The sequence below is a fragment of the Amycolatopsis sp. 2-15 genome, from assembly GCF_030285625.1.
GTDB classification, from domain to species: Bacteria; Actinomycetota; Actinomycetes; order Mycobacteriales; family Pseudonocardiaceae; genus Amycolatopsis; species Amycolatopsis carbonis.
In genome coordinates this window covers 5,588,774-5,612,946 of record NZ_CP127294.1, presented here as the reverse complement: position 1 = coordinate 5,612,946, position 24,173 = coordinate 5,588,774, and the positions used below count along the sequence as shown (strand labels likewise).

At 72.0% G+C, this 24,173-nt stretch carries 16 protein-coding genes; 6 read left to right on the top strand and 10 right to left on the bottom strand.

Translation table 11 applies throughout. The annotated features are described in order from the left end of the window. Nucleotides 1–13 precede the first annotated feature (13 nt). On the top strand, nt 14–136 hold the full coding sequence (rpmJ, locus tag QRX50_RS27825; protein ID WP_220241881.1) for a 50S ribosomal protein L36: 123 nt from the start codon (nt 14–16) through the stop codon (nt 134–136). A gap of 66 nt (nt 137–202) precedes the next feature. On the opposite strand, the gene QRX50_RS27820 is transcribed toward rpmJ, so the two are convergent. From QRX50_RS27820 to QRX50_RS27795, 6 genes are all read right to left on the bottom strand, one after another. Next, nucleotides 203–1,678 carry a flavin-containing monooxygenase gene (locus tag QRX50_RS27820; protein ID WP_285974582.1) on the bottom strand — a complete coding sequence of 492 codons (1,476 nt, stop codon included), beginning with the start codon at nt 1,676–1,678 and terminating at the stop codon, nt 203–205. A 145-nt stretch (nt 1,679–1,823) separates the two neighbouring features. Further along, the gene (locus QRX50_RS27815; RefSeq protein WP_285966101.1) at nt 1,824–4,226 is read right to left on the bottom strand and encodes a polysaccharide lyase 8 family protein; all 2,403 of its coding nucleotides are present in this window, start codon (nt 4,224–4,226) and stop codon (nt 1,824–1,826) included. Nucleotides 4,227–4,319: 93 nt separating this feature from the next. Beyond that, the gene (locus QRX50_RS27810) at nt 4,320–5,774 is read right to left on the bottom strand and encodes an aldehyde dehydrogenase (NADP(+)) (protein ID WP_285966100.1); all 1,455 of its coding nucleotides are present in this window, start codon (nt 5,772–5,774) and stop codon (nt 4,320–4,322) included. A 45-nt stretch (nt 5,775–5,819) separates the two neighbouring features. Beyond that, nucleotides 5,820–6,968: a hypothetical protein gene (locus tag QRX50_RS27805; protein ID WP_285966099.1), complete on the bottom strand. Its 1,149-nt coding sequence runs from the start codon at nt 6,966–6,968 to the stop codon at nt 5,820–5,822. Between the two features lie 4 nt (nt 6,969–6,972). Beyond that, a complete protein-coding gene (locus tag QRX50_RS27800) occupies nt 6,973–8,229 on the bottom strand; it encodes a glucarate dehydratase family protein (RefSeq protein ID WP_285966098.1) in 1,257 nt (418 codons plus the stop codon). After that, nucleotides 8,226–9,167, bottom strand: coding sequence for a 5-dehydro-4-deoxyglucarate dehydratase (locus tag QRX50_RS27795; protein WP_285966097.1), 942 nt, complete (start codon nt 9,165–9,167; stop codon nt 8,226–8,228). The genes QRX50_RS27800 and QRX50_RS27795 overlap by 4 nt, the downstream gene beginning before the upstream one ends. Before the next feature lie 228 nt (nt 9,168–9,395). On the opposite strand from QRX50_RS27795, the gene QRX50_RS27790 reads away from it, so the two are divergent. From QRX50_RS27790 to QRX50_RS27770, 5 genes are all read left to right on the top strand, one after another. Beyond that, the gene (locus QRX50_RS27790; RefSeq protein WP_285966096.1) at nt 9,396–10,205 is read left to right on the top strand and encodes an IclR family transcriptional regulator; all 810 of its coding nucleotides are present in this window, start codon (nt 9,396–9,398) and stop codon (nt 10,203–10,205) included. Between the two features lie 43 nt (nt 10,206–10,248). Further along, nucleotides 10,249–11,073 (top strand): NAD-dependent epimerase/dehydratase family protein, encoded by an 825-nt coding sequence (locus QRX50_RS27785; protein ID WP_285966095.1) that lies wholly within the window; start codon nt 10,249–10,251, stop codon nt 11,071–11,073. 118 nt (nt 11,074–11,191) lie between these two features. Continuing rightward, nucleotides 11,192–12,076: a helix-turn-helix domain-containing protein gene (locus QRX50_RS27780; protein WP_285966094.1), complete on the top strand. Its 885-nt coding sequence runs from the start codon at nt 11,192–11,194 to the stop codon at nt 12,074–12,076. A gap of 97 nt (nt 12,077–12,173) precedes the next feature. Further along, on the top strand, nt 12,174–14,099 hold the full coding sequence (locus QRX50_RS27775; RefSeq protein ID WP_285966093.1) for a maleylacetate reductase and hydroxyquinol 1,2-dioxygenase domain-containing protein: 1,926 nt from the start codon (nt 12,174–12,176) through the stop codon (nt 14,097–14,099). A 14-nt stretch (nt 14,100–14,113) separates the two neighbouring features. Beyond that, entirely contained in the window at nt 14,114–15,874 is a 1,761-nt protein-coding gene (locus QRX50_RS27770) for an FAD-dependent oxidoreductase (RefSeq protein WP_285966092.1), read from the top strand. Nucleotides 15,875–15,995: 121 nt separating this feature from the next. Here the strand turns inward: QRX50_RS27770 and QRX50_RS27765 are convergent, their stop codons facing one another. From QRX50_RS27765 to der, 4 genes are all read right to left on the bottom strand, one after another. Further along, a complete protein-coding gene (locus QRX50_RS27765) occupies nt 15,996–16,871 on the bottom strand; it encodes a peptidylprolyl isomerase (RefSeq protein ID WP_285966091.1) in 876 nt (291 codons plus the stop codon). A gap of 58 nt (nt 16,872–16,929) precedes the next feature. Continuing rightward, the gene (locus QRX50_RS27760) at nt 16,930–18,348 is read right to left on the bottom strand and encodes a M1 family metallopeptidase (protein ID WP_285966090.1); all 1,419 of its coding nucleotides are present in this window, start codon (nt 18,346–18,348) and stop codon (nt 16,930–16,932) included. An 82-nt stretch (nt 18,349–18,430) separates the two neighbouring features. Further along, entirely contained in the window at nt 18,431–22,381 is a 3,951-nt protein-coding gene (locus tag QRX50_RS27755; RefSeq protein WP_434533147.1) for a Pls/PosA family non-ribosomal peptide synthetase, read from the bottom strand. 298 nt (nt 22,382–22,679) lie between these two features. Beyond that, complete coding sequence (gene der / locus QRX50_RS27750; protein WP_285966089.1) at nt 22,680–24,164, bottom strand: ribosome biogenesis GTPase Der; 1,485 nt, start codon at nt 24,162–24,164, stop codon at nt 22,680–22,682. Between the last annotated feature and the right edge of the window lie 9 nt (nt 24,165–24,173).

The window sequence follows — 24,173 nt, the reverse complement described above, 5'->3', positions numbered from 1 at the left end:
AGGACGGGTAACCATGAAGGTTCGCGCGTCGGTCAGGTCGCTGGCTCGCCAGCAGGGGGCGCAGGTCATCCGCAGGCACGGCAAGATCCTCGTGATCAACCGCGACAACCCGCGGAACAAGGCTCGCCAGGGCTGAGCTGCACAGCGTCGGGCGCCATCCACCTAAGGTGGGTGGCGCCCTTTTTTCGGCTCAACCGTGCGCTCAGGCCGGCGCCGGGATGCGTTCGTCGGCCCGGCGGAAGGCCATCACGCCGTCGTCGAGCCGGTTGAGACGCATGTCGGCCAGGTCCAGCAGGTAGTTCTGGCGCATCACCCACGGGCGGCGGCCGCCCTGTTTCGGCAGGGCCGAGGTGGCGCGTTTGATGTAGCCCGACATCAGGTCGACGACCGGGCGCAGGCCCGTGGTCGGGGCGCGGCCCGGATCCGGGGCGCAGGCGACGTAGCCGTGGCGGTCCATGTGCGAGATCAGCCGGCAGACGTACTGCGAGGCCAGGTCGGCGCGCAGCGTCCACGAGTTGTTGGTGTAGCCCACGCACCACGCGAGATTGGGGATGCCGCCGAACATCATGCCCTTGTAGACGAGCTGCTCGCCCGGGTTGATTTCGCGACCGTCGACGGTCAACGCGACCTGCCCGAACGCGACCATCCGCAGGCCGGTCGCGGTGACGATGACGTCGGCGGGCAGCTCGCGGCCGGACTCGAGCCGAATGCCGTCCGGGGTGAAGCGGGTGATGTGGTCGGTGACGACGTCGGCCTTGCCGCTGCGCAGCGCGCGGAACAGGTCGGCGTCGGGCACCAGGCACAGCCGCTGGTCCCATGGGTTGTAGTCGGGCACGAAGTGCGGGTCGACGGGGATGGACGGCGGCAGCTGCTTTGCCACGCCGTCGCGCAGCACCGCGGCCGCGCGCTCGGGCAGGCGGCGCATGAGCTGGAAGAACAGCGTGCCCATCACCACGTTCTTGCCCCGCACCAGCCGGTGCGCGAGGTTCTCCGGCAGCACGGCCCGCAGGCGGTCGGCGAGCGCGTCGGCACCGGGGCGGGCGACGACGTAGCTCGGCGAGCGCTGCAGCATGGTCACCGAAGCCGCTTCGGGCGCCATCGCCGGCACCAGCGTCACGGCGGTGGCGCCGCTGCCGATCACCACCACGTTCTTGCCCGCGTAGTCCAGGTCCGCGGGCCAGTGCTGCGGGTGCACGATCTCGCCGGCGAAGTCCTCTCGGCCCGGGAAGTCGACGACATGGCCGCTGTCGTAGCTGTAGTAGCCGCTGCACAGGTAGAGGAACGAGCAGGTGAACGTGGCCGGCTCGCCGTCGTGCTCGGCCTCGACCGTCCAGCGGGCGTCGGCCGAGGACCACGAAGCGGACACCACGCGGTGCCCGAACCGGATGTGGCGGTCGACGCCGTAGGCCTCGGCCGTGGCGCGGATGTAGCTGAGGATCGAGGGACCGTCGGCGATCGCCTTCGGGTCCTTCCACGGCCGGAACGGGTAACCGAGCGTGAACATGTCCGAGTCGGACCGGATGCCCGGGTAGCGGAAGAGGTCCCAGGTCCCGCCGATCGAGTCGCGGGCCTCCAGGATCGCGTAGGTCTTGCCGGGGGTCCGCAGCTGGAAGCGGCACGCCGCCCCGATCCCGGACAACCCCGCACCTACCACGAGGACGTCGACGTGCGTGGCGATCGTGATCACTCTCCCCGGCTCGAGCGTGCTCCCGAGATCGTACCGTCGGAATGCTCCGCCGGCCGGGTCCGGGCAGAACGAGATTCGGAAGTGGGGCCCTGCCGGGCCGGGCGGGGAATCACCGGCCCGGCAGGGAAACCTGGGGTCAGCGCGGCAGGTGGACCACCTGTGTCGCGCCGAAGGTGCCCTTCAGCGGGACCTCCACGCTCTGGCGCCGCACCGTCACCCGGACGCTGTCCTGCGACTGCGTCGGATCCGAGACGGCGAGCTGCCAGCCCGAGCCGCTGCGTCCCAGGGCCACCGAAGCCGGACCTGAGACAGTCACCTCATCCACAGTATCCGCCCTGTAGAAGTTTGCGAGGAGTGTGTTGTCCCACAGCCGAATCGCCTGAACTGCGGCTGTGTTCGCCCGCACTCGCCACGCGAGCACCGAAGCGACGGTGCTCACCACCGAAGCCGCGGGCAAAACCGCGTACGCGTACTTCGCGTCCGTCGGCTTCACTCCGTGCTCGATCACGAGCTTCTGGTAACGCCGTGTGTACGGATCGGTCGTGCCCTTGGTGTTCGCGCCGGTGTCGATGTCGCGCCACGCGCCGGTGCGGTCCTCGCGCAGCGCGGTCACGTCGGCCTTGTCGAGCAGCACGTAGCCGGCGACGTTCCCGGCGGCACCGTCGAGGTGCAGCCAATGCGGGTTGCGCAGCGACGTCACCCGGCCCAGCGCGGACGACACGAGCCGCGCGTCGGCCAGCAGGGTGCCCCGGCCGTTCTCCCCCAGGTTGCGGTTTTCGATCGTGGTCCGCACCTGCTGTCCCGACGTGTCGGTGATCCCCGCACCGAGGCACACGACGCCCGCCGGCGTGAAGAACCACGACTTCTTCGCGGTGAGCGTGCCGTCGAGCGACACGAAGTCCATGGCGTACGCGCCGTGACGCGCGTCCCAGCGAACACCGCCGACGTGGGCCTTCGTCGACATCGGCGTGGATTGCAGCGCACCGGTCGGCCCGGTTTTCGTGGTGGCCCCCGGCAACAGCATCGGGTCGACGGTCGGCCAGTAGGCGTCGGAGTAGTGCCCCTTGGCGTTGGGCAGGAAGAGGTACACCACGCCGTCGCCGACGTACCAGCCGTGCTGGTTCATGCCGTTGATCGACTCGTAGCGCGAGATCCGCGTGGACCCCACGGCGAGCGAGCTCGACCAGCCTTCGGTCACGTGCAGCATCCGGTCCTGCTGGCCGAAAATCCGGTGCGTGGCCGTGATCGGCGTCGGCCGCACGTGGGTCGCGAGCATCTCCTGCGCGAACTCGATGCCCGGCGTCGCCACGAGGTCCGGGCCCGGCGCGAACCGCTCCGGGTCCGGGATCTCCAGGAACGGCGCGTACGTGCCTTCGGAGATCCACTTCGCCGCGAGGCCCGACAGCTCGGCCTTGGCCGCACCGGTGGCCGCGCGCGCCAGCACGAGCGTGGCGACGGTGAGCTGGTGGCCGATGTCGTGGCCGGTCTCGCCCTGGCGCGAGAGCATCCGCCCGCGCACCGGCTCCATCAGCGCACCCGCGTAGACGAACGGGGCGAACGTGTCGGGCACCAGCGCGTAGATCTTCTGCTTGAGCTCCTCGGGCAGCGCGTACTCGGTGCCCTCGGTCACGTGGATCGCGCCGGAGAGCGCGGTCAGCAGCACGATGCCGTAGTGCCCGGGGTACGGGATGGTGTCGTGCTGGATGAACGAGCCGTCCACGTGGAAGCCGTCGCTGCCGGCCTTGTCCAGCTTGGCCACGAGGCTCGCCGCACCGCCGCCGGCGACGTCGGTGAGCGCGTCGATGCCCGTCTTGACCCATGCGGTGTCACCGACGAGGGCGCCGGAGACGATGGAGATCAGGGCCTTGTCGGCCCGGTTGGCGCCGGTCTCGACGGTGCTCGGGCTGTTGGCCCGCACGTTGGGGTTGCCCACGAACCGCTTGATCGGGCTGACGTAGCGCGCGAGCTCGTCGGCCGTCAGCTCGTCGGCGACCGTGACGAGCGTGTGCAGCACGTAGTACGGCACGCCGATCTCGTAGGTGTACCAGTTGCCGATCTCACCGACCTGCGGGTTGTACTGGCTGGCGTAGATCAATTCGAGCGCCTTCTTGATGCGGTCGAGCACCTGCGGATCACCAGAGAGCGTGCCGCCCGGCGTGCCCCAGTCGACCGCGATCGCCCGCAGCCGCGCGTACATCGACGTGGTGTAGTCGCTGCCCGGCCCGAGCGGCAGGTCAGTCCACAGTGGACCGCCGGTGACGGTCATCGTGTCGTTGTAGGACTTCGCGACGCGGCCGAGGTTCTTCAGCGCGGCCGTGCGCTCGGCCGACGGCCGGTTGATCCCGGTCTGCAGCTCGCGGTAGCCCACCACGATGGCCTTCAGCGGGTCGGTGGCCGCGACCTTCGAGGCGGGCACCGCGGGCGCGGAACCCGCCGCGACTGTGTCCGATGCGAGAGCCGGGTGCGCGGCGGCGGCCAGGGCCACCGAGGCGGCCGCGACGGCGCCGCCGCGCAGGGCAGTTCTCCGGTTTACGGGCATGACAATGCCTCCCAGGATCAAGACGTCCTTGGCTTGCGGGATTTCGGGGACCGAAAAGGAGAATTCAGTTGTGGTCACTCGGCGGAGAAGAGGTCAGCGGGCTCCGTCCGTGCGCCGCGGCAGCTGCCACGGGTTGCCCTCCTGCAGCGGCTCGGGCAGCAGCTCGTCGGGGAAGCCCTGCCACGCGACCGGGCGCAGGAACCGCTCGATGGCGGCGGTGCCGACCGACGTGGTGGTGGGCGCGGTGGTTGCCGGGTACGGGCCGCCGTGCTGCTGCGCCCAGCTCACCGTGACGCCGGTGGGCCAGTCGTTCCACAGCAGCCGCCCGGCGAGGCGGGTCAGCGAAGGCAGCAGCGGGCGGACGTAGTCGGCCTCGTCGGCCTCGCCCTGCACCGTGGCGGTCAGGCCCGGCTCCAGCGTGTCGAGCACGCCGATGAGCTCGTCGGCGTCGCTGTAGGTGACGATCAGCGACGCGGGGCCGAAGTGCTCCTCCCGCACCGCTTCGCCGCCGGCCAGGAACTCCTTGGCCGTGGTCGAGAGCAGGCTCGGGGTGAACGACTCGCCCTGGTGCGTGCCGTCGACGACCGTGGTAACGCCCGGCGCCTGGCGCAGCTCGGACAGCTTGTGCGCGAAGCCCTGCGCGATGCGCTCGTTGAGCATCGGCTGGCCCGTGACGGCGCCGACGGCCTCACGCAGCACGTCGTCGAGACCATGGCCTTCGGGCAGGAACAGCAGGCCCGGCTTCGTGCAGAACTGCCCGGCGCCGAGGCTGAACGACCCCGCGTACGCCTTCGCCACGGCCTCACCGCGCTGGGCGACCGCGCCCGGCGTCACGACGACGGGGTTGACGCTGCCGAGCTCGCCGTAGAACGGGATCGGCGTGGGCCGCGAGACGGCGATGTCGAACAGCGCGCGCCCGCCCGGCACGGAGCCGGTGAACGACGCGGCCTGGATGCGCGGATCCTTGAGCGCGGTCACGCCCTGCTCGAACCCGTGGATCACGGCGAACACACCCGCGGGCGCGCCGGCGGCGGCGAGCGCCCCGACGACGATCTCGCCCGTGCGGGTGGACAGCCCCTCGTGGCCCGGGTGCGCCTTGAGGACCACCGGGCAGCCCGCGGCCAGCGCGGACGCGGTGTCGCCACCCGCGACGCTGAACGCGAACGGGAAGTTACTGGCCGCGAACACCAGCGTGGGGCCGATCGGCACCAGCACGCGGCGGATGTCGGGGCGCGGGCCCATGGGCCACTCGGCGTCGGCGTGGTCGACGGTGGCCCCCAGGAACGCGCCGTCGCGCAGGACCTGGCCGAACAGGCGCAGCTGGAACGTGGTGCGCGCCAGCTCGCCCTTCAGGCGCGGCGCGGCCGGCAGGTGGGTCTCGGTGTGGGCGAGGGCGATCAGCTCCTCGGCCTCGGCGTCAAGAGCGGCGGCGGCGGCTTCGAGCCAGCCCGCGCGCTCGGCGGGCGTGCTCGCCGCGAACGGGCGGGCGGCCGCGGCCGCGGCGGCGAGGGTGCGCTCGAGCTCCGGTGCGGAGGTTTCTCGGCTCATGGTGGAACGTGTCTCCTCGGTGGATCGCTCAGGTTCAGGCACGGTTCAGGGCAGGCTGCGTGCGGCCGCCGTGGCCGCGTGCAGGTCCGGCCACCGGCCGGGACCCGCCAAGCCCAGATGGTAGAGGTGCAGCTCGGCCGCGCCGGCCTTGCCGAGCTCGCTCACGTACGCCTCCATGTCGGGCACGGGGCTCGCGGCGACGGCGGTGAGGTAGCTGCCCACCGCCACGTCCTCGGGCAGCGCCCGGCGGGCCGCGGCCACGGCGTCGACGCTGCCCTGGCCCGGCGCCCAGTTCTGCAGCACGACCACGGCCGCGTCGCCGGCCGCGGTCGGCGTGAGGCCCGGCAGCGCGCCGGTGACCCACGGGTCGAGCGCGCCGTGCAGCACGATCCGTGTGCCCGGTTCCAGCTCGGCGAGCACCGCGGCGCGCAACGCGTCGGTGGCGTGCTGACGCCCGGCGAGCACGGCGTCCTTGAGCGCGGCCGGCAGCCGGTCCTCGGTAACGGTGAGGTCGGCCGTGCCGAGCAGCCGGCGGACCTCCGCGCGCAGCGTCTCGCGCACCTCGGCGGCGTCGAGACCGGGCCGGCCTTCGGCGCACGCGTCGCAGCAGCATATCGACAGCAGCCGCGCCACGGCGGGCGCCCACACGCCGTCGGTCTTCTCGTGCTGGTGCTGGTGCACCGCGCCGAGCGGGCCGCACGCCTCGAGGATCACCGACGAGAGCTCCAGCCCCGCCACGGCCTCGGCCGTCAGGGTCGCCGCGTACTCGCGCACGGCGGGCTGAGCCGGGCACAGCGCCCACGGGTAGGACTCGCCGAAGCAGTTCTGCACGGTGTACTGCGGGAAAGCCGTGCCCAGCTGCGAGTTGTGCGTGAGCACGAGCCACGCGGCTGCGGGAATCCCGGCGGCGTTGAGCAGGCGCACGGCGTCGCCGCCGCTGTCGGGCTGCGCAACCCAGTCCGGAGTGGACGGACGCAGTTCCCGGCCCTGCCACGCTTCTTCGCGCACGGGCCGGTAGCTCGCCGCCGTGCGCGCGATCACCGAGGTGCGCTCGGCGGAGTACGGCGTCGCGGCCCGGGCGCTGTGGTAGGTCAGCGCCACGGCGACCTCGTCCACTTCCAGGTCCTGCGCGCGCTCCACGAAGCCGGGATCGCCGAGGACGTCCCAGGAGTAGGCGTATCCGGTCACCTTCACGGAGTCACCACCGAGCCGTGTTGGGTGCGAAGTCCGGTACGTAGGAGCGCATGTAGGTCACGTCGTCCCGTTTCGTCAGTCCACAACGGACGTAGTCCTCGTGCGCGCGGGCCAGCGCGTCCTGGTCGAGCTCGACGCCCAGCCCCGGTTTGTCCGGCACCGCCACCGCACCCTCGACGAACTCCAGCACCCCGGGCACGATCACGTCCGTGGTCTTCCACGGCCAGTGCGTGTCACACGCGTACGTCAGGTGCGGCGTCGCGGCGGCCACGTGGACCATCGCGGCCAGGCTGATGCCGAGGTGACTGTTGGAGTGCATCGAGAGCCCGACCCCGAAGGTCTCGCACAGGACCGACAGCGCCTGGGTGTCGCGCATCCCGCCCCAGAAGTGGTGATCCGACAGCAGCACGCCGATCGCGCGAGCACGGAACGCGGGCTCGATGTCGCCGAAGTTGACCACGCACATGTTGGTCGCCAGTGGCATGCTCGCCTCGGCCGCGACCCGGGCCATGCCCTCGATGCCCGGCGTCGGGTCTTCGAGGTACTCCAGCACACCGTCCAGCTCGGCGGCGACGCGGATGCTCGTGTCGACGGTCCACGCGGCGTTCGGGTCGATCCGCAACGGATGCCCGGGAAACGCCTCCGCGAGCGCCCGGATGCCCTCGATCTCCTGCTCGGGCTCGAACACGCCGCCCTTGAGCTTGATCGAGCGGAACCCGTACTGCTCGACCATCCGCCGGGCCTCGCCCACGAGCGCGTCCGGCGTGATCACCTCACCCCAGGAATCCGCCTCGGCCCCGATGTGCGCGCCGTACTTGTAGAACAGGTACGCGGAGAAATCCACGGCGTCGCGGGCCTTGCCACCCAGCAGATCGACCACCGGACGCCCCAGCACCTGACCCTGCGCGTCCAGGCACGCGACTTCGAACAACGAGTACACCGACGCGATCGTCTTGCGGATCGAGAACCCGCCGATCAACCCGTGCTCGTCCGTCAGCACCGTCCCGGCCAGCACCCGCGTCACGATCCGCTTCAACCCCGGCAGATCGAACACGTCGTGCCCGGCCAGCTCCGGCACGACCTTGCGTACCTCACCCAGAAACGCCGCGTCACCGTAGGACTCGCCCAGGCCGACGACACCGTCGTCGCACACCACCTGCACGACACTGCGCAACGCGAACGGCTCGTGCACCCCCATCACGTTCAGCAGCGGCGGATCCGCGAACGCGACGGGCGTGAGCACCACATCCCGGATCTTCATCGGCCCTCGATCTCCTTGAGCACCTCGAACCCGCGCTCCACGATCCCGCCGAGCCGGTCGATCTGCTCGGTCGTCGGCTCCACCAGCGGCGGCCGGACCGGGCCGACCTCGTCGCCCCGCAACCGGGCGGCCGCCTTGACCAGCGACACCGCGAACCCGGGCGTCTCGTCGCGCAACGCCACCAGCGGCAGGTAGAACCCGGCCAGCAACGTGTCCATCACCCCGGTGTCGCCCTCGGCCAGCGCGCGGTGGAACCGGTGCGCGATCTCCGGCGCGAAACAGTGCACCGCCGAGGAATACCGGGCCACGCCGATCGCCGCGTACGCCTTCGCGGAGACCTCCGCCGTCGGCAACCCGTTGAAGAACAGGAAATCCTCGGATCGCCGCGTGCCCAGTGACCGGATCATGGTGACGATGCGGGTCATCACCTCCGCGTCGCCGTACCCGTCCTTGAGCCCGACGATCGACGGGATGTCGAGCAGCCGCGCGGCCGACGGAGCCGTGAACACCCCGGTGCTGCGGTGGTACACGATCACGGGCACCGACGTGTCGCCCACGGCGAACCGCACGAAATCGACCAGCCCCGGCTGCGGACCCGTGACGAGGTACGGCGGCAGCAGCAGCACGCCGTCGGCGCCGCCGGCCTGAGCCGCGGCCACGCCCGCGCGCGCGGCCGCCGCGCCGCCACCGGCCCCGATCCACACCGGCACGCGCCCGGCCACGACTTCGCGCGCCCGCGCCAGCAGCGCCGCGACCTCGTCGGGCGACAGCGAGGAGAACTCACCCGTGCCGCACGCGACGAACAACGCCCCCGCGCCGGCGGCCACGTGGCTCTCCACGTTCTCCGCGAACCCGTCGAGGTTCACCTCGAGGTCCTCGGTGAACGGCGTCAGCGGGAACGCCAGCAGGCCGTCCAGCTCGATCTTGGGCTGTGCCATCAGTTTCTGCTCTTTCCGTCCTCGTCGGGGCGTCCGGGTGGCGTGCCCGGCCACGGGTTCGACGATCCCACCGGCATCGTCTCGGCGCTGCCTCCGCGCTCGACACCATCCCAGTGTTCACATTCTTGAATGGAGTCTGTTATGCTGATTATGTTCATCCATAAGAATGCTGTTCGGGACGCTAATATGGCCGGAGTCACAAGTCAACGGCCCGGTTGGAGGACGCACATGGCGCAGAAGCCGGTCACCGCGGAGCGGATCGCGACGCCCGCCGCGGAGAACGCGGGCGTGAAGTCCGCGCGGCGCGCCATCGACCTCATCGAGACGTTCGCGGCCAACGACGTCTGGCTGTCGCTGTCCGACCTGCACGCGCGCACCGGCTTCCCGCGTTCCAGCCTCCACGGCCTGCTGCGCACGCTGCTGGAAGCCGGCTGGCTCGAAGCCGACGCGAACACCGCGCGCTACCGCCTCGGCGTGCGCGCCCTGATCTGCGGCACCGCCTACCTCGACCGCGACGCGATCGTCCCGTTCGCCACCGAAGCGCTGGAGCGTATCCGCGAGAAGACCGGGTTCACCGCGCACTTCGCGCGCCGCAACGGCACCGAAGTCGTGTACCTCGAGACCCGCGAGTCGCAGCACTCGACGCACCTCGTCTCGCGCGTCGGCCGCACGCTGCCCACCCACGCCACGGCGCTGGGCAAGGCGCTGCTCGCCGAGCTGACGCACGACGAGATCGAAGAGCTGATGCCGGCGAAGCTCCCGCCGCTCACCCCGCACACCATCACCACTCGCGAGCAGCTGCACGCCGACCTCGCGCGCACCCGCGAGGTCGGTTACGCCGCCGAGATCGAGGAAGGCACGCTCGGCGTCCGCTGCGTCGCCGCCGTGATCCCCTACCGCATCCCCGGCACCGACGCGATGAGCTGCTCGATGCCGGTCGGCCAGGTCACCGACGCCGACGTCCAGCGCGTCGGCGAGCTCCTGGCCGAGACGACCGCCGAGCTCGGGCAGCAGCTGCGCCGGGCCGGCATCCGCTGACCGCCGCCATTCCCCTGTTGCGAAGCGTTTCGAGAGGAACCCCATGGCAGACCAGCGCGTGCTGATCACCGGATCGGCAGGCATCGTCGGCACCCTGATGCGCCCGCGGCTGCGCAAGCCCGGCCGGGTGCTGCGGCTGCTCGACCTGGCCGAGCAGGCCCCGGCCGAGGCCGGCGAGGCCGTCGAGATCGTGACCGGCTCGGTCACCGACCGCGAGGCGATGGCGGCGGCCTGCGCCGGTGCCGACGCCCTGATCCACCTCGGCGGCCACAGCCGCGAGAACACGTGGGAAGCCACGCTCGACGTCAACATCAACGGCACCCACACCGTGCTCGAAGCCGCCCGCGAAGCCGGGATCAAACGCGTGATCCTCGCGTCGAGCAACCACGCCGTGGGCTTCCGCCGCAACGCCGACGCCGGTGCCGCCGGCCTGCCCGCGGACTCGAGCCCGCGCCCGGACACCTACTACGGCGTGAGCAAGGCAGCCATCGAGTCGCTGGGCAGCCTGTACGCGTCGCGGTTCGCCATGGACGTGATCGTGATCCGCATCGGCTCGTGCTTCGAGACGCCACTGCCACTCGGCCCGCGCGGCCTGACCACCTGGCTCTCCCCCGACGACGGCGCGCGCCTGTTCGAGGCCTGCCTGAACGCACCCTCGCCCGGCTACCGGCTGGTCTGGGGCGTCTCGGACAACACCCGGCGCGTCTACTCGCTCACCGAGGCCGAAGCGCTGGGCTACAAGTCCCTCGACAACGCCGAGGTCTACGCCGACCAGCTCGCCGACAAGCCCGCCCCGACGGGTGCGGCCGCCGAGTTCGTGGGCGGACCGTTCTGCACGGCGCCGCTCGGGCAGTTCAACCCGCTCTGAGCCGTCCCCGCTTGCCGTGAAGACTCGCCGACCTGCCCGGCGGGCCTTCACGCGTCGGGGGAACCGCCCCAGCGCCTACACTCGTGGTGTTCCCGGCAGCGCGACGAGGAGGACGCGGGTGGGTGAGCTTTCGGCCGCCGACACCAACGGCATCCTCGCGCTGCCGTGGATCCGGCCCGAACGCACCAGCGCCGGTCTCGGCTGGGAGCACCTTTACCTGTCGAAGCAGCACGAACGGCCCCACCGCGGCCTGTTCGGCGCCGCGCCGACGCACCAGCTCATCCTGCACCTCGCCGGGCCCGTGACGGTCCGCCGCCGGGTCGGCACGCCGGGAGAGCAGAGCCGGCGGGTGCCGGCCGGTGGCCTGTTCCTGCAGCCCTCGCACGCGGACCTGTCCGTGGAGCTGGGCGGGGAGCTCGACACGCTGCACGTCTACGTCGCCGACTCCGCCGTGCAGGAGGCCGCGGGCACCGACACGCCGATCCGGCTCTCGGAGGAGCTCGGCACCGTCGACCCGCTGCTGGAGCAGCTCCTGCTCTCGCTCGACGGTGTGGTCCGCGACTGGGAGCCGAGCGCCCGCACGTACGCCGACCAGCTGTGCGCCCTCGTGGCCACCCACCTCGCCCGCCGCCACCGGGCCGGGCGCACCGCCGCCGAACCGGTCCCGGCGGCGCCCGCCGCGCTGTCGGACCGGCAGTTCGACCGCGTGCGCGACCTAATGGCCGAGCGGCTCGCCGAACCGCTGGGTCTGCCCGAGCTCGCGGCGGTGACCGGGCTGAGCGTGAGCCGGTTCGCCCGCCGCTTCAAGGCCCGCACCGGCCTGCCCCCGCACCAGTACCTGCTGAAGCTGCGCGTCGAGCAGGCCCGGCTGTTGCTGCGCACGTCCAGCGACCCGATCGCCGACATCGCGGCCGGCTGCGGCTTCTCGCACCAGGAGCACCTGACGCGGGTGCTGCGCACGCAGCTCGGCACCACTCCGGCCGCCCTGCGGCGCGAGGGATAATCGCGCGCGCGTTTCGTGCTGCCGGCACGACAGGTTCGTGCAGGAAACCGGGCGGCGACATCCGGATACTCGAAGCACCCGCGTGGAAGGACCAACGATGTTCAGCTACACCGCGAACCCGGCCCGGGTCGTCTTCGGCAGCGGCACCCTCGCGTCGCTGCCCGACGAGGTGCGCCGCCTCGGTGCCACCCGCGTCCTGCTGCTGGGCAGCCCGCCGCTGGCCGGGCCTGCGGACCGCGTCGCCGGCTCGCTCGGCCCGCTGCTCGCCGCCCGCTTCGACGAGGCCGCGATGCACACCCCCGTGGACGTGACCGAGCGCGCGCTCAAGGTCGTGACCGAGAACGACGTCGACTGCGTCCTCGCCATCGGCGGCGGCTCGACGACCGGCCTGGCCAAGGCGATCGCGTTGCGCACGGACCTGCCGCAGATCATCGTGCCCACGACCTACGCCGGCTCCGAGATGACGCCGGTCCTCGGCGAGACCGCCGGCGGACGCAAGTCCACCCAGACCACACCCAAGGTGCAGCCCGAGGTCGTCGTCTACGACGTGGACCTCACCCTGAAACTGCCGGTGCAGGTATCCCTCACCAGCGGCATCAACGCCATGGCCCACGCCGTCGAAGCCCTCTACTCACCCGACGCCAACCCCGTCGTCGACCAATTCGCCCTCGAAGCGATCCGCCTGCTCGCCACCGCCCTCCCCCGCATCGCCACCGACCCCTCCGATGTGGACGCCCGCAGCGAAGCCCTGCGCGCCGCCTGGCTCGCCGGCACCTGCCTCGGCTCGGTCGGCATGGCCCTGCACCACAAGCTCTGCCACACCCTCGGCGGCAGCTTCAACCTGCCCCACTCCGAAACCCACACCGTCGTCCTGCCCTACGCGATGGCCTACAACACCACCGGCGCCCCCGACGCCATGCGCCGCATCGCCGAAGCGCTGGGCGCACCCGACGCCGCGACCGGTGTGTACGACCTCATCGCGAGCCTGCCGGTGCCGCATTCGCTGGGCGAGCTCGGGTTCACCGAGGACGACATCGCGAAGGCCGCCGAGATCGCCACCGCCAAGCCCTACCCGAACCCGCGCGAGGTAACCCGCGAGGGCATCGAGGACTTGCTGCGCCAGGCTCACGCGGGCACTCGCCCCGCCCCGGCCGAAGGAAGCAAGCCGGACGTGCGCGGCCTGACGACCGAAGTCGTGGAGAGCTTCGCGACCGCCCCGGACTCGCGCCTGCGCGAGCTGCTGCAGGACCTGGTCCGCACCCTGCACGCCTACGTGCTGCGCACCGACCTCACACAGGAGGAGTGGGAGTACGCGATCGGGTTCCTCACCCGTGCCGGGCACATCACCGACGACAAGCGGCAGGAGTTCATCCTGCTCTCGGACACGCTCGGTGTGTCCAGCGTCGTCGACGTGCTCACCAACTCGCGCACCCCCGACACCACCCCGTCGGCCGTGCTCGGCCCGTTCTACGTGCAGGGCCCGCCCGAGACCGCGCAGGGCGCCGACCTCGCCGAAGGCCTGCCCGGCACTCCCCTGTGGACGGACGTCAGTGTCACCGACACCGACGGCTCTCCCGTCGCCGACGCCGTCGTGGACGTCTGGCAGTCCAATGAGGACGGTTTCTACGACGTCCAGCTGCCCGACGTCGACGGCCCGGTGCTGCGCGCCCGCTTCCGCACCGACGCCGAGGGCCGGCTGAGGTTCTGGACCATCGTGCCCTCGGCCTACCCGATCCCGGCCGACGGTCCCGTCGGGCAGATGCTCGACTCGGTCGGGCGCCACCCGTTCCGCGCACCGCACGTGCACTTCATGATTGCCAAGCCCGGCTTCCGCACGCTGGTGACGCAGCTGTTCGTCCAGGGCGGCGACTACCTCGACTCCGACACGGTGTTCGGCGTCAAGGACGGGCTGATCGTCGACTTCGCCGAGCAGTCCGGTGCCGCGCCCGACGGCCGCGAGCCCGCGAACGGCTGGCGCCGCCTCGACTTCACGTTCCGCATCTCCCCCGCCCCCGCGCACTGACGAGGACTCCCACCATGAGCGAATACGACACCGATGTCATCGTGGTCGGCAGCGGGCCGGCCGGGGGAACCGCGGCCCTGCTGCTCGCCACCTACGGCGTGCGCACGGTGCTGGCCACCAAGTACGGCTGGACGGCGAACACCCCGCGCGCCCACATCACCAACCAGCGCGCCATGGAGGTCCTGCGCGATCTCGGCATCGAGGAACAGGCCCTGACGCAGGGCACGCCGCCGGAGCTGATGGGCGACACCGTGCTGTGCACGTCGCTGGCCGGCAACGAGATCGGACGCATCGCGAGCTGGGGCACCGGCGACCGCTCCGCAACCGAGTACGGCGCCGCGAGCCCGTGCCACATGATCGACCTGCCCCAGACCTACCTGGAGCCGATCCTCGCGACCAACGCCGCCGAGCGCGGCGCGAAACTGCGCCTGGACACGGAGTTCCTCGACTTCACCCAGGACGCCGACGGCGTCACGGCCCGCTTCCTCGACCGCGTCCGCGGCGACGAGTTCACGCTGCGGGCGCGCTACCTCGTCGGAGCCGACGGTGCGCGCAGCCGCGTCGCCGAGCAGGCCGGGCTGCCGATCGCCGGCGAGACGGGCAAGGCCGGCAGCATGAACATCACGTTCACCGCCGACCTCGGCAAGTACGTGGCGCACCGCCCGAGCGTGCTCTACTGGGTCATGCGGCCCGGCGCCCACCTTGGCGGCATCGGCATGGGCCTGGTCCGCATGGTGCGGCCGTGGAACAAGTGGCTGCTCGTGTGGGGTTACGACATCGCGCAGGCGCCGCCCGAGGTCGACGCGGAAGAGGCGACGCGGATCGTGCGCGACCTCATCGGCGACCCGGAGCTGGAAGTCGAGATCACCTCGACTTCACTGTGGACGGTCAACCACAGCTACGCCACGCAGTACTCCAGCGGCCGCGTGTTCTGCGCGGGCGACGCCGTGCACCGGCACCCGCCGTCCAACGGCCTCGGCTCGAACACGTCGATCCAGGACTCGTACAACCTCGCGTGGAAGCTCGCGATGGTGGTACGCGGCGAGGCGGGCGAGGACCTGCTGGAGACCTACTCGGCCGAGCGCGCGCCGGTGGGCAAGCAGATCGTGGACCGCGCGAACCTGTCACGCGACCAGTTCGGCCCGATCTTCGAAACGCTCGGCATCACCGGCGACACCGACGCCGACGCCATCGCCGCCGGCCTGGCCGCGTGCGAGGCGCCGACCGAGGACGGGGCCCGCAAGCGCCGCCAGCTGGAGAAGGCCATCGAGCTCAAGCACTACGAGTTCAACGCCCACGGCGTGGAGCTGGACCAGCGTTACGCGTCGACCGCGGTGATCCCGGACGGCTCGAGCGGCACAGCTCCGGTGTCCGGCCGGGACCCGGAGCTGTTCCACCAGGCCACGACCACACCGGGCGCGAAGATCCCGCACGTGTGGCTCGTCGGTTCGCACGGGCGCCGGGTGTCCACTTTGGACCTCGTGGGCGCCGGCCGCTGGAGCGTTGTCACCGGCCTGTCGGGCGAGTCCTGGCGCATGGCCGCCGAAAAGGCGGCCGCTGAGCTCGGCCTCGACCTGCGCGTGGTGACCGTGGGAGCCGAGGGCGCCCGCGACTCCTACGGCGACTGGACCCGCGCGAGCGAGATCGACGAAGCCGGCGCGCTGCTGGTCCGCCCGGACGGCTACGTGGCCTGGCGCCAGTCGACCGGCGCCACGGAACCCGAAGCGACGACGGCGCTGCTGGCCGCGCTGAAGACGGTGCTGTCCCGCGCCTGAGCGCTCGATGCCCGGTACCCGCCCGCGGGGTCACTTCGGTGGCTCCGCGGGCGGACCGCGTTACGGGGCCACCGCTTCGTGCGCGACGTTGATCGCGACGCCCGATACTCCTGCGGCTTGGTCAGCCCTGGACCGTCACCGCTGTGAAGGTGACCGGGATCCGCGGCCGGCCCGTGCCGTCGCCGTACGCACTGGCCGACGACGTGTCCACCCCGCCGCGCGCGACCTTGTCGAGCACGCCGAGCCCCGCGTCGGAGACGGTGCCGAACACCGTGTACGTCGGCGGGATGGGCGTGTCGCCGAACATCAGGAAGAACTGGCTGCCGCCGGATGTGGGCTGGCCCGTGTTGGCCAGCGCGACCAGGCCGCGGCCGTAGGTCAGCTGCGGGAAGAACTCGTCGGGCACCGTGTACCCGGGCCCACCCGTGCCGTCGCCGGCCGGGTCGCCGCACTGCAGCATCTGCAGGTCGGTCGTGCCGAGCCGGTGGCAGCTGGTCCCGGTGTAGAAGCCCTCCCTGGCCAGCGTCACGAAACTCGCCACCGTGCACGGCGCGAGCGCGCGGTCCAGCGTCAGCCCGATGTCCCCGGCCGTGGTGGCCAAGGTCGCGCCCACGGTGCCGCTCGCGGGTTGCGGCCCGTCGGCGGGCGGCGTCGCGGGCTTGGCGGCGGGCCCGTTCGGGTCGGCCGGGTAGCTGCAGCTTGACGGGTCAGCCAGCGGCTGCGGGCGGTGCGGCTCCGGCGTACGCGCGGCCGGGATGGAGACGGGCGGCCCGTCGCCCGCCGAGGGCGGAGCAGCGTCCGAAGACGGCGGAGCCGCTACGGAAGCGCCCGGCACGACCTGCCCCACGCCCGCCACCGTGCGCGTCGGGCGGAGGAACCCCGGCGCGACGAACGCGGTCACCCCGAAGGCGACCACGACCACCACCACCGCGCCGAACGCCACCCACGCGCCGGCGCCACTTCGCCGTGGCGGACCGGGCTGCTGCGGCCACGTCATGGACGCCCCCTTCATCAGGCCGCCATTCTGCCCGCCCCGGCTCGCGCGGGGGAACCGGTTACAGCTCCGGCAACGCGGGTGTCTCCAGCCAGGCCGTGAAGAACGGCCGCAGCGAGCGAGCCGCGTAGGCCTCGGCGGAGGCGACGAACTCCTCGGTGCTCACCGTGGCGTGGCGGTGCTCGGCGGTCCACGCCTTGACAAGCGCGAAGAACGCGGGGTCGCCGATCTCGCCGCGCAGGGCGTGCAGCGTGAGCGCGCCGCGTTTGTACACGCGCTCGTCGAACATCCGCCCCACACCCGGATCGCTGATGCGGACGTCGGCCGGCTTGGCCCGCATGCGCGTGTGCCACATCCGCGCCAGCGAGTCGGCCGACTGGCCGCCGGACTCCTCCGACCACAGCCACTCCGCGTACGTCGCGAAGCCCTCGTTGAGCCAGATGTGGCGCCAGTCGGCGACGGTGAGGCTGTTGCCGAACCACTGGTGCGCGAGCTCGTGCGCCACCAGGCGCTCGTAGGTGCGCCGACCGTCGACGTGGTTGGCGCCGAAGATGGACATCCCCTGCGCCTCGATCGGGTCGTCCAGCGCGTCGTCGGTCACGACCACCACGTACTCACCGAACGGGTACGGCCCGAACAGGCGCTGCAGCACGTCCATCATCCGGCCCTGGCGGCCGAAGTCGCGCGCGAACGCCCTGCGCAGCCGCGGCGGCACCGCGGCCCGCTGCGGCACGGTCGACACCACGGACTCGACGGCGCTGGCGCGTCCGAACCCGAGGCGCAGCCGGAACGATCGCGCCTCGGGGTGCGAGAACCAGCCCGCGCCGGGACCGGCCACGAGCTCGACGTCGTCGTAGCGCCCGACCTGCACGCTCATCAGGTAGGTCGCCGTCGGCTCCGGCCGCTCGAACACCCAGGTCGCGGTGCTCGCCGACTGGTAGCGCGACACGAGGTTCCCCGTCACCGCGACCAGGTACGACGACGAGGTCGTCACCGTGACGCGGTAGGTCGCCTTGTCCGCCGGGTGGTCGTTGCACGGGAACCACGACGGAGCGCCGATCGGCTGACTCGCGACGAGCGCGCCGTCGGTGAGTTCGTCCCACCCGATGTCGCCCCAGCGGCTCGGCACCGGCCGCGGGTTGCCGACGTAGCGGACCTCGACACGGAACTCCGTGCCGGCCGCCATCGACCTGGCGGGCTTCACCTGGAGCTTCAGCCCATGCCGGACGAACTTCGCCGGCCGGCCGTCGACGAGCACCCGCGAGACGCGGAACTCGCCGAGGTCGAGCGTCAGCCGCGACAGAGCCTGCGTCGCCACGCAGGTGAGCCCCGCGGTACCGCTGAGCCGGTTGGGCCCGACGCGGTAGTCGAGGTCCAGGTCGTAGTGGCGGACGTGGTAGCCGCCGTTGCCGTGACCGGGGAGGTACGAATCTGCGGAGGTTTCCGCGCCCGGTGCCGGCGCGGCAGCCTTCGAGGTCACCCGAGCAGAACCCCGCTTTCCGTGAGGTGGTCTTGTTCCAGCAGGATCGCGCGGATCTTGACACGCCGCAACGGTTCCGGGCTCACCGACGCCAGGTCGAGATCGGGTTGCCGAGCCAGCGCGTGTCGGCCGGTACCGCGTCGCCACGCGTGACGAGCGAACCCGGGCCCACGGTGGTGCGCGCGCCGATGCTCGCGCCCGGCAGCACGATGCCGTGCGGGCCGAGCGTGGCGCCCTCGTCGAGCTCCACCCGGGACATGCTCATGATCCGGTCGTGGAACAGGTGCGTCTGCACCACGCAGCCGCGGTTGATCGTCGCGCCGTCGCCGAGGCGGACGAGGTCCGACTCCGGCAGCCAGTACGTCTCCAGCCACACGCCGCGCCCGATCTTCACACCCATGGTGCGCAGCCAGGCAGTGAGCAGCGGCGTGCCGCCGACCGAACCGATCAGCCACGGCACGGCGAGCGTCTCGACGAAGGTGTCGGCCAGCTCATTGCGCCACACGAAGGAGCTCCACAACGGGTGCTCGATCGCGCGGAACTTCCCGACCAGCAGCCACTTCACCACGGTCGCGGTGAGCGCGGCGACGACACCGGCGGCCAGCAGCACCGGCCCGGCCAGCAGCGCGGCGATGCCGAAGCCGTAGAGCGAAGCGATCGCCAGCAGCGAGAACGCGACGCCCACGGTGAGGGCGACCCCGCACATCACCGGCACGATCCGGAGCAGCTCCACGAACGCCCGCGCGGCCTTGAGGTGCAGCGCCGGGGTGTAGGTGCGGCTGGTGTCGGCGTCGCCGATCGCCCGGCGGACCGGGAGCGGCGGCATGCCGAGGTAGGACGAGCCCTTCTTGGCCTTCAGCGGCGTCGAGGACAGCACGCCCACGAGGCCGCGCTTGGGCACCGAACGGCCCGGCGCGGTCATGCCCGAGTTGCCCAGGAACGCCTGCTTGCCGATGCGCGCCGGGGCGACGTGCAGCCAGCCGTGGCCCAGCTCGTAGGTCGCGACCATCGTGTCGTCGGCGAGGAACGCGCCGCTGTCGACCTTCGTCATCTTCGGCAGCGCGAGCACGGTCGACGCCTCGACGTTGCGGCCGACCTTCGCGCCGAGCAGGCGCAGCCACACCGGCGTGAACAGGCTGGCGTACAAGGGGAACAGACCTTCGCGGGCCATGCCCATGAGGCGCTCGGTGGCCCACACCTGCCACGCGACGCGGCCGTGGACCGGGTGGTAACCCTCGACCATGCCGACGCCTAGCAGCCGTACGCCGGCCAGCACGAGCAGCGCGTAGGTGAGGAAGTAGGCGACGGTCGCGACCGGGGTGAAGATCAGGGCCTGCGTCACGGCGGCGCCCAGCGTCGGCGCACCCCAGAGCGCGGCGCCCAGCACGGCCACGCCCGGCAGTGCCGCGATGCCCGGCAGGTAGCCGAGCACGACCGATGTCAGGCCGTACACGGTCGCCCAGAACCGCGACCGCGGCGGGCGGCTGGCCGGCCACTTCAGCGCGTCCTTGGCGTCCTTGCCCGAGTGGGCCGCGGGCGAACCCGCCCAGCGCTGCCCGGCGGGCACGGCGCCGCGCACGGTCGACCCGGCGGCGATTTCCGCGCCCTTGCCGACGCGGGCGCCCGGGAACAGGGTGCTGCGCGAACCGATGCGGGCCTCCGCGCCGATCCGGATCTTGCCGATGTGCACGAGGTCGCCGTCGACCCAGTGTCCGGTCAGGTCCACCTCGGGTTCCACGGCGGCACCGCGACCCAGCTTCAGGAAGCCGGTGACCGGCGGCGGCGAGTGCAGGTCCACGTCGTTGGCGACCCGGGCACCGAGCGCCTTGGCATACGTGGTCATCCACGAAGCACCGGCGACGCTGTCCGCGCCGCTGAACTCCGCGAGCTTCTCGGCCGTCCACAGGCGCAGGTGCACACTGCCGCCACGCGGGTAGCTGCCCGGGCGCACGCCCGACAGCAGCACGCGCGCACCGCCCGCGGCGATCGCGATGCGGCCGGCCGGGCTGAACAGCACCAGCCACGCGAGCACGAGCCACGCCCAGTTCAGCGTCGGCGCCCAGGTGACCCCGAGCAGCGACAGCACGTTCGAGGCCACCGCGGCGAGCGTCGCCCAGCGCAGGCCGACGAGGCCCATGAGCGGGAGCATCAGCAGCGTCTGGATCACGCCCGCGCGGCGCGGCGTCGGCGCGATGTCGCGGCGTTCGGTCTCCTGGCCGCTGAGCTTGTCGAGCATCGTGGCCAGCGACCCGAGCTTCGGGTACTGGTAGATGTCGTTGACCGACACCTCGGGGTGGCGGGTGCGGATGCGCGCGATGAGCTGCGCGGCCGTGAGGCTGCCGCCGCCGTGGGTGAAGAAGTCGGCCTTCGGGTCCGTCACGGACACGCCGAGGATCTCCGACCAGCCTTCGGCCAGCCACGCCTCGGTGGCGGACAGGCCGGCGGCTCCGGCGTCCACAGTGGACAGCGGCCACGGCAGTGCGGCACGGTCGACCTTGCCCGAGGTGCGCGTGGGCAGGTCGTCGATCACCGCGAGCAGCGGCACGAGCGCGGCCGGGAGCTGCTCGCGCAGCCGGGTGGCGGCGTCGTCCGAGTCGAAGGTGGCGCCGGCGCTCGGCACGACGTAACCCACGAGGACCTGGTTGCCGGCCTTGGTGCGGCGGACCGCGGCGGCCGCGCCCTGCACGCCGGGCAGCGACTGCAGCGCGGCGTCGACCTCGCCCAGCTCGATGCGGCGGCCGCCGAGCTTCACCTGCTCGTCGAGCCGGCCGAGGAACAGCAGGCCCTCGTGCTCGGCGCGGACCATGTCGCCGCTGCGGTAGGCGCGCTGCCAGCCCAGCGAGGGCAGCGGCGCGAACTTCTGCGCGTCCTTCTCCGCGTCGAGGTAGCGCGCGAGACCGACGCCGCCGATCACGAGCTCACCGGTCTCGCCCATGGCGACCGGGTCACCCGCCTCGTTGACCACGGCCAGCTGCCAGCCCGCGAGCGGCAGGCCGATGCGCACCGGGCCTTCACCGGTCATCTGCGCGGCACAGGCGACGACGGTGGCCTCGGTGGGGCCGTAGGTGTTCCAGACTTCGCGGCCTTCCACGGCCACGCGCTCGGCCAGCTCCGGCGGGCACGCTTCGCCGCCGAAGATGAGCAGGCGCACGTCCTCGAGCGCGTCGGCGGGCCACAGCGCGGCCAGCGTCGGCACGGTGGAGACGACGCTGATGCGCTGCGCGACCAGCCAGGGGCCGAGGTCGACGCCGGTGCGCACCAGGGCGCGCGGCGCGGGCACCAGGCAGGCGCCGTGGCGCCACGCGAGCCACATCTCCTCGCAGGAGGCGTCGAACGCGACGCTCAGGCCCGCGAGCACGCGGTCGCCGGGGCCGACGGGTTCCTCGGTGAGGAACAGCTGCGCCTCGGCGTCCACGAAGGCCGCGGCCGAGGCGTGCGTGACGGCAACGCCCTTGGGCTTGCCGGTGGAGCCGGAGGTGAAGATGATCCACGCGTCGTCGGCCGGGCCGGGGCGGCCGTCGCGGTCGCCCGGGGTGCCGGCGACGGTGATGGTGCCGTCGGTGACGATCGCGGCCACACCGGCTTCGCCGAACACGAGCTCCGCACGCTCTTCGGGGTCGTCCGCGTCGACCGGCACATAGGCGGCGCCGACGGACAGGGTGGCGAGGATCGCGACGTAGAGCTCGGCCGTGCCGGACGAGACGCGGACGCCGACGCGGTCGCCGAGGCCGATGCCGTGGGCCCGCAGGCGGCGGCCGTAGGTCTCGATCTCCTCGAGCAGCCGGCGGTAGGTCAGGGTGGTGGTGCCGTCGTCGATGGCGGCGGCGTTGGGGTGCTGCTCGGCCGTCTCCGTGAGGATCTGGAGCAGCGTGCGCTCGCTGGCGCCGAGGCCGGACCAGAACAGGGCGCGGTCGGTGACCGGCGCGTCGGAGGGAGCGTGGGTCACCTCGGCGACGCACGTCAGAGCGGCGCTCGCGTCGTCGGGGACAGGGACGAGGTCGGTGGTGGGGGCGTGGTCGGCGGTGAGAGTCACCGGGCCACCCCGTCACGCCGCGTAGCCGCGGGTGTCGAAAAAAGGCCGTAAGAAGTCGTACTGAGGGGGCGCAAGCCCATCACTCACCTTCCGCGAGCGTCATTCGGGCTGGCTCTCCGAATGAGGCGCCCGGTGCAGCCATCCACGATACGCGGAGGTGAACGTCAGATAGCGCAAGGGTCACGGTCGAGTGTCGGACGTCACCGGTTCCAGACTCGGTGACAGAGCGCGAAAACGCGCCGGGGAAGCGAACTCCCCCGGCGCGTCCGAACCGCGTCCCGATCAGCGTCCGGCGACGTCAGCGAGTTTTGGCGGCCTTGCCGCCGACCTTGGGTTTCGCCTTCTTCTCGCGCACGCGCACGTTCACCCGCACGGGGCTGCCCTCGAAGCCGAAGCGCTCGCGGAACTTGCGTTCGATGAACCGCCGGTAACCGGCCTCGAGGAACCCGGTGGTGAAAAGAACGAGCGTCGGCGGGCGGATGCCGGCCTGCGTGGCGAAGAGCACCTTCGGCTGCTTGCCGCTGCGCACCGGCGGCGGCGTGGCCGCGATGAGGTCGGAGAGCCACCCGTTGAGCTGACCGGTGGGCACGCGCTGGTCCCACGACTTCAGCGCCGTCCGCAGTGCCGGCGCGAGCTTGCGCACGGACCGGCCGGTGAGCGCGGAGATGTTCACCTTCTCCGCCCACGGCACGCGGACCAGGCCGCGGTCGAGCTCGCGCACCATCGCGTGGCGGCGGTCCTCGTCCACGAGGTCCCACTTGTTGAAGGCGAGCACGAGCGAGCGGCCCGCCTCGACGACCATCGTGAGCACCCGCAGGTCCTGCTCGGACAGCGGCTCGGCGGCGTCGAGCATCACGATCGCGACCTCGGCCGCGTCGATCGCCGTCTTGGTGCGCAGGGAGGCGTAGTACTCGGCGCCGTTGGCGGAGTTCACGCGCTTGCGCAGCCCCGCCGTGTCCACGAACCGCCAGGTCTCGCCGTCGAGGTCGACCAGCGAGTCGACCGGGTCGACGGTGGTGCCGGCGACCGAGTCGACCACCGAGCGCTGCTCGCCCGAGAGCTTGTTGAGCAGGCTCGACTTGCCCACGTTCGGCTTGCCGACGAGCGCGACGCGGCGCGGGCCGGTGCTCACGGTGCCGGCTTCGCGCGGCGCGGTGGGCAGGGCCTCGATGATGGCGTCGAGCAGGTCGCCCGAGCTGCGCCCGTGCAGCGCGCTGACCGGGTGCGGTTCGCCCAGGCCGAGGCGCCACAGCGACGCCGTGTCGGCGAGCAGCCGGTCGTCGTCCACCTTGTTGGCGGCCAGCAGCACCGGCTTCTTCGAGCGCCGCAGCACGCGGGCCACGGCCTCGTCGGTGGCCGTGGCGCCCACGGACGCGTCGAGCACGAGCAGTACGGCGTCGGCCGTCTGCATCGCGATCTCCGCCTGCGCGGCCACGGAGGCCTGCAGGCCGGTCGCGTCGGGCTCCCAGCCGCCGGTGTCGACGAGCGTGAACCGCCGGCCGCCCCAGTAGGCGTCGTAGGCGACGCGGTCGCGGGTCACGCCCGGCACGTCCTGCACCACGGCCTCGCGCCGGCCGAGGATGCGGTTGACCAGCGTGGACTTGCCCACGTTGGGCCTGCCCACCACGGCCAGCACCGGCTGCGCGAGGTTCGCCTGCTCGGCGGCGCCCTCCGCCTCGATCTGCGCGTCGAGCGCGGCGAACTCGGTCTCGTCGGACCAGGTGCCGTCGATCTCTCCGGCACCTTCGAACCCAGCGTCAGTGGCGCCGTCAAACCCTGTCATCGTGTTCCC

Coding starts and splice junctions, on each gene's coding strand:
- rpmJ (WP_220241881.1), top strand. CDS start 14: ATGAAGGTTCGCGCGTCGGTCAGGTCGCTGGCTCGCCAGCAGGGGGCG.
- QRX50_RS27815 (WP_285966101.1), bottom strand. CDS start 4,226: ATGCCCGTAAACCGGAGAACTGCCCTGCGCGGCGGCGCCGTCGCGGCC.
- QRX50_RS27810 (WP_285966100.1), bottom strand. CDS start 5,774: ATGAGCCGAGAAACCTCCGCACCGGAGCTCGAGCGCACCCTCGCCGCC.
- QRX50_RS27800 (WP_285966098.1), bottom strand. CDS start 8,229: ATGAAGATCCGGGATGTGGTGCTCACGCCCGTCGCGTTCGCGGATCCG.
- QRX50_RS27795 (WP_285966097.1), bottom strand. CDS start 9,167: ATGGCACAGCCCAAGATCGAGCTGGACGGCCTGCTGGCGTTCCCGCTG.
- QRX50_RS27790 (WP_285966096.1), top strand. CDS start 9,396: ATGGCGCAGAAGCCGGTCACCGCGGAGCGGATCGCGACGCCCGCCGCG.
- QRX50_RS27785 (WP_285966095.1), top strand. CDS start 10,249: ATGGCAGACCAGCGCGTGCTGATCACCGGATCGGCAGGCATCGTCGGC.
- QRX50_RS27775 (WP_285966093.1), top strand. CDS start 12,174: ATGTTCAGCTACACCGCGAACCCGGCCCGGGTCGTCTTCGGCAGCGGC.
- QRX50_RS27770 (WP_285966092.1), top strand. CDS start 14,114: ATGAGCGAATACGACACCGATGTCATCGTGGTCGGCAGCGGGCCGGCC.
- QRX50_RS27765 (WP_285966091.1), bottom strand. CDS start 16,871: ATGACGTGGCCGCAGCAGCCCGGTCCGCCACGGCGAAGTGGCGCCGGC.
- der (WP_285966089.1), bottom strand. CDS start 24,164: ATGACAGGGTTTGACGGCGCCACTGACGCTGGGTTCGAAGGTGCCGGA.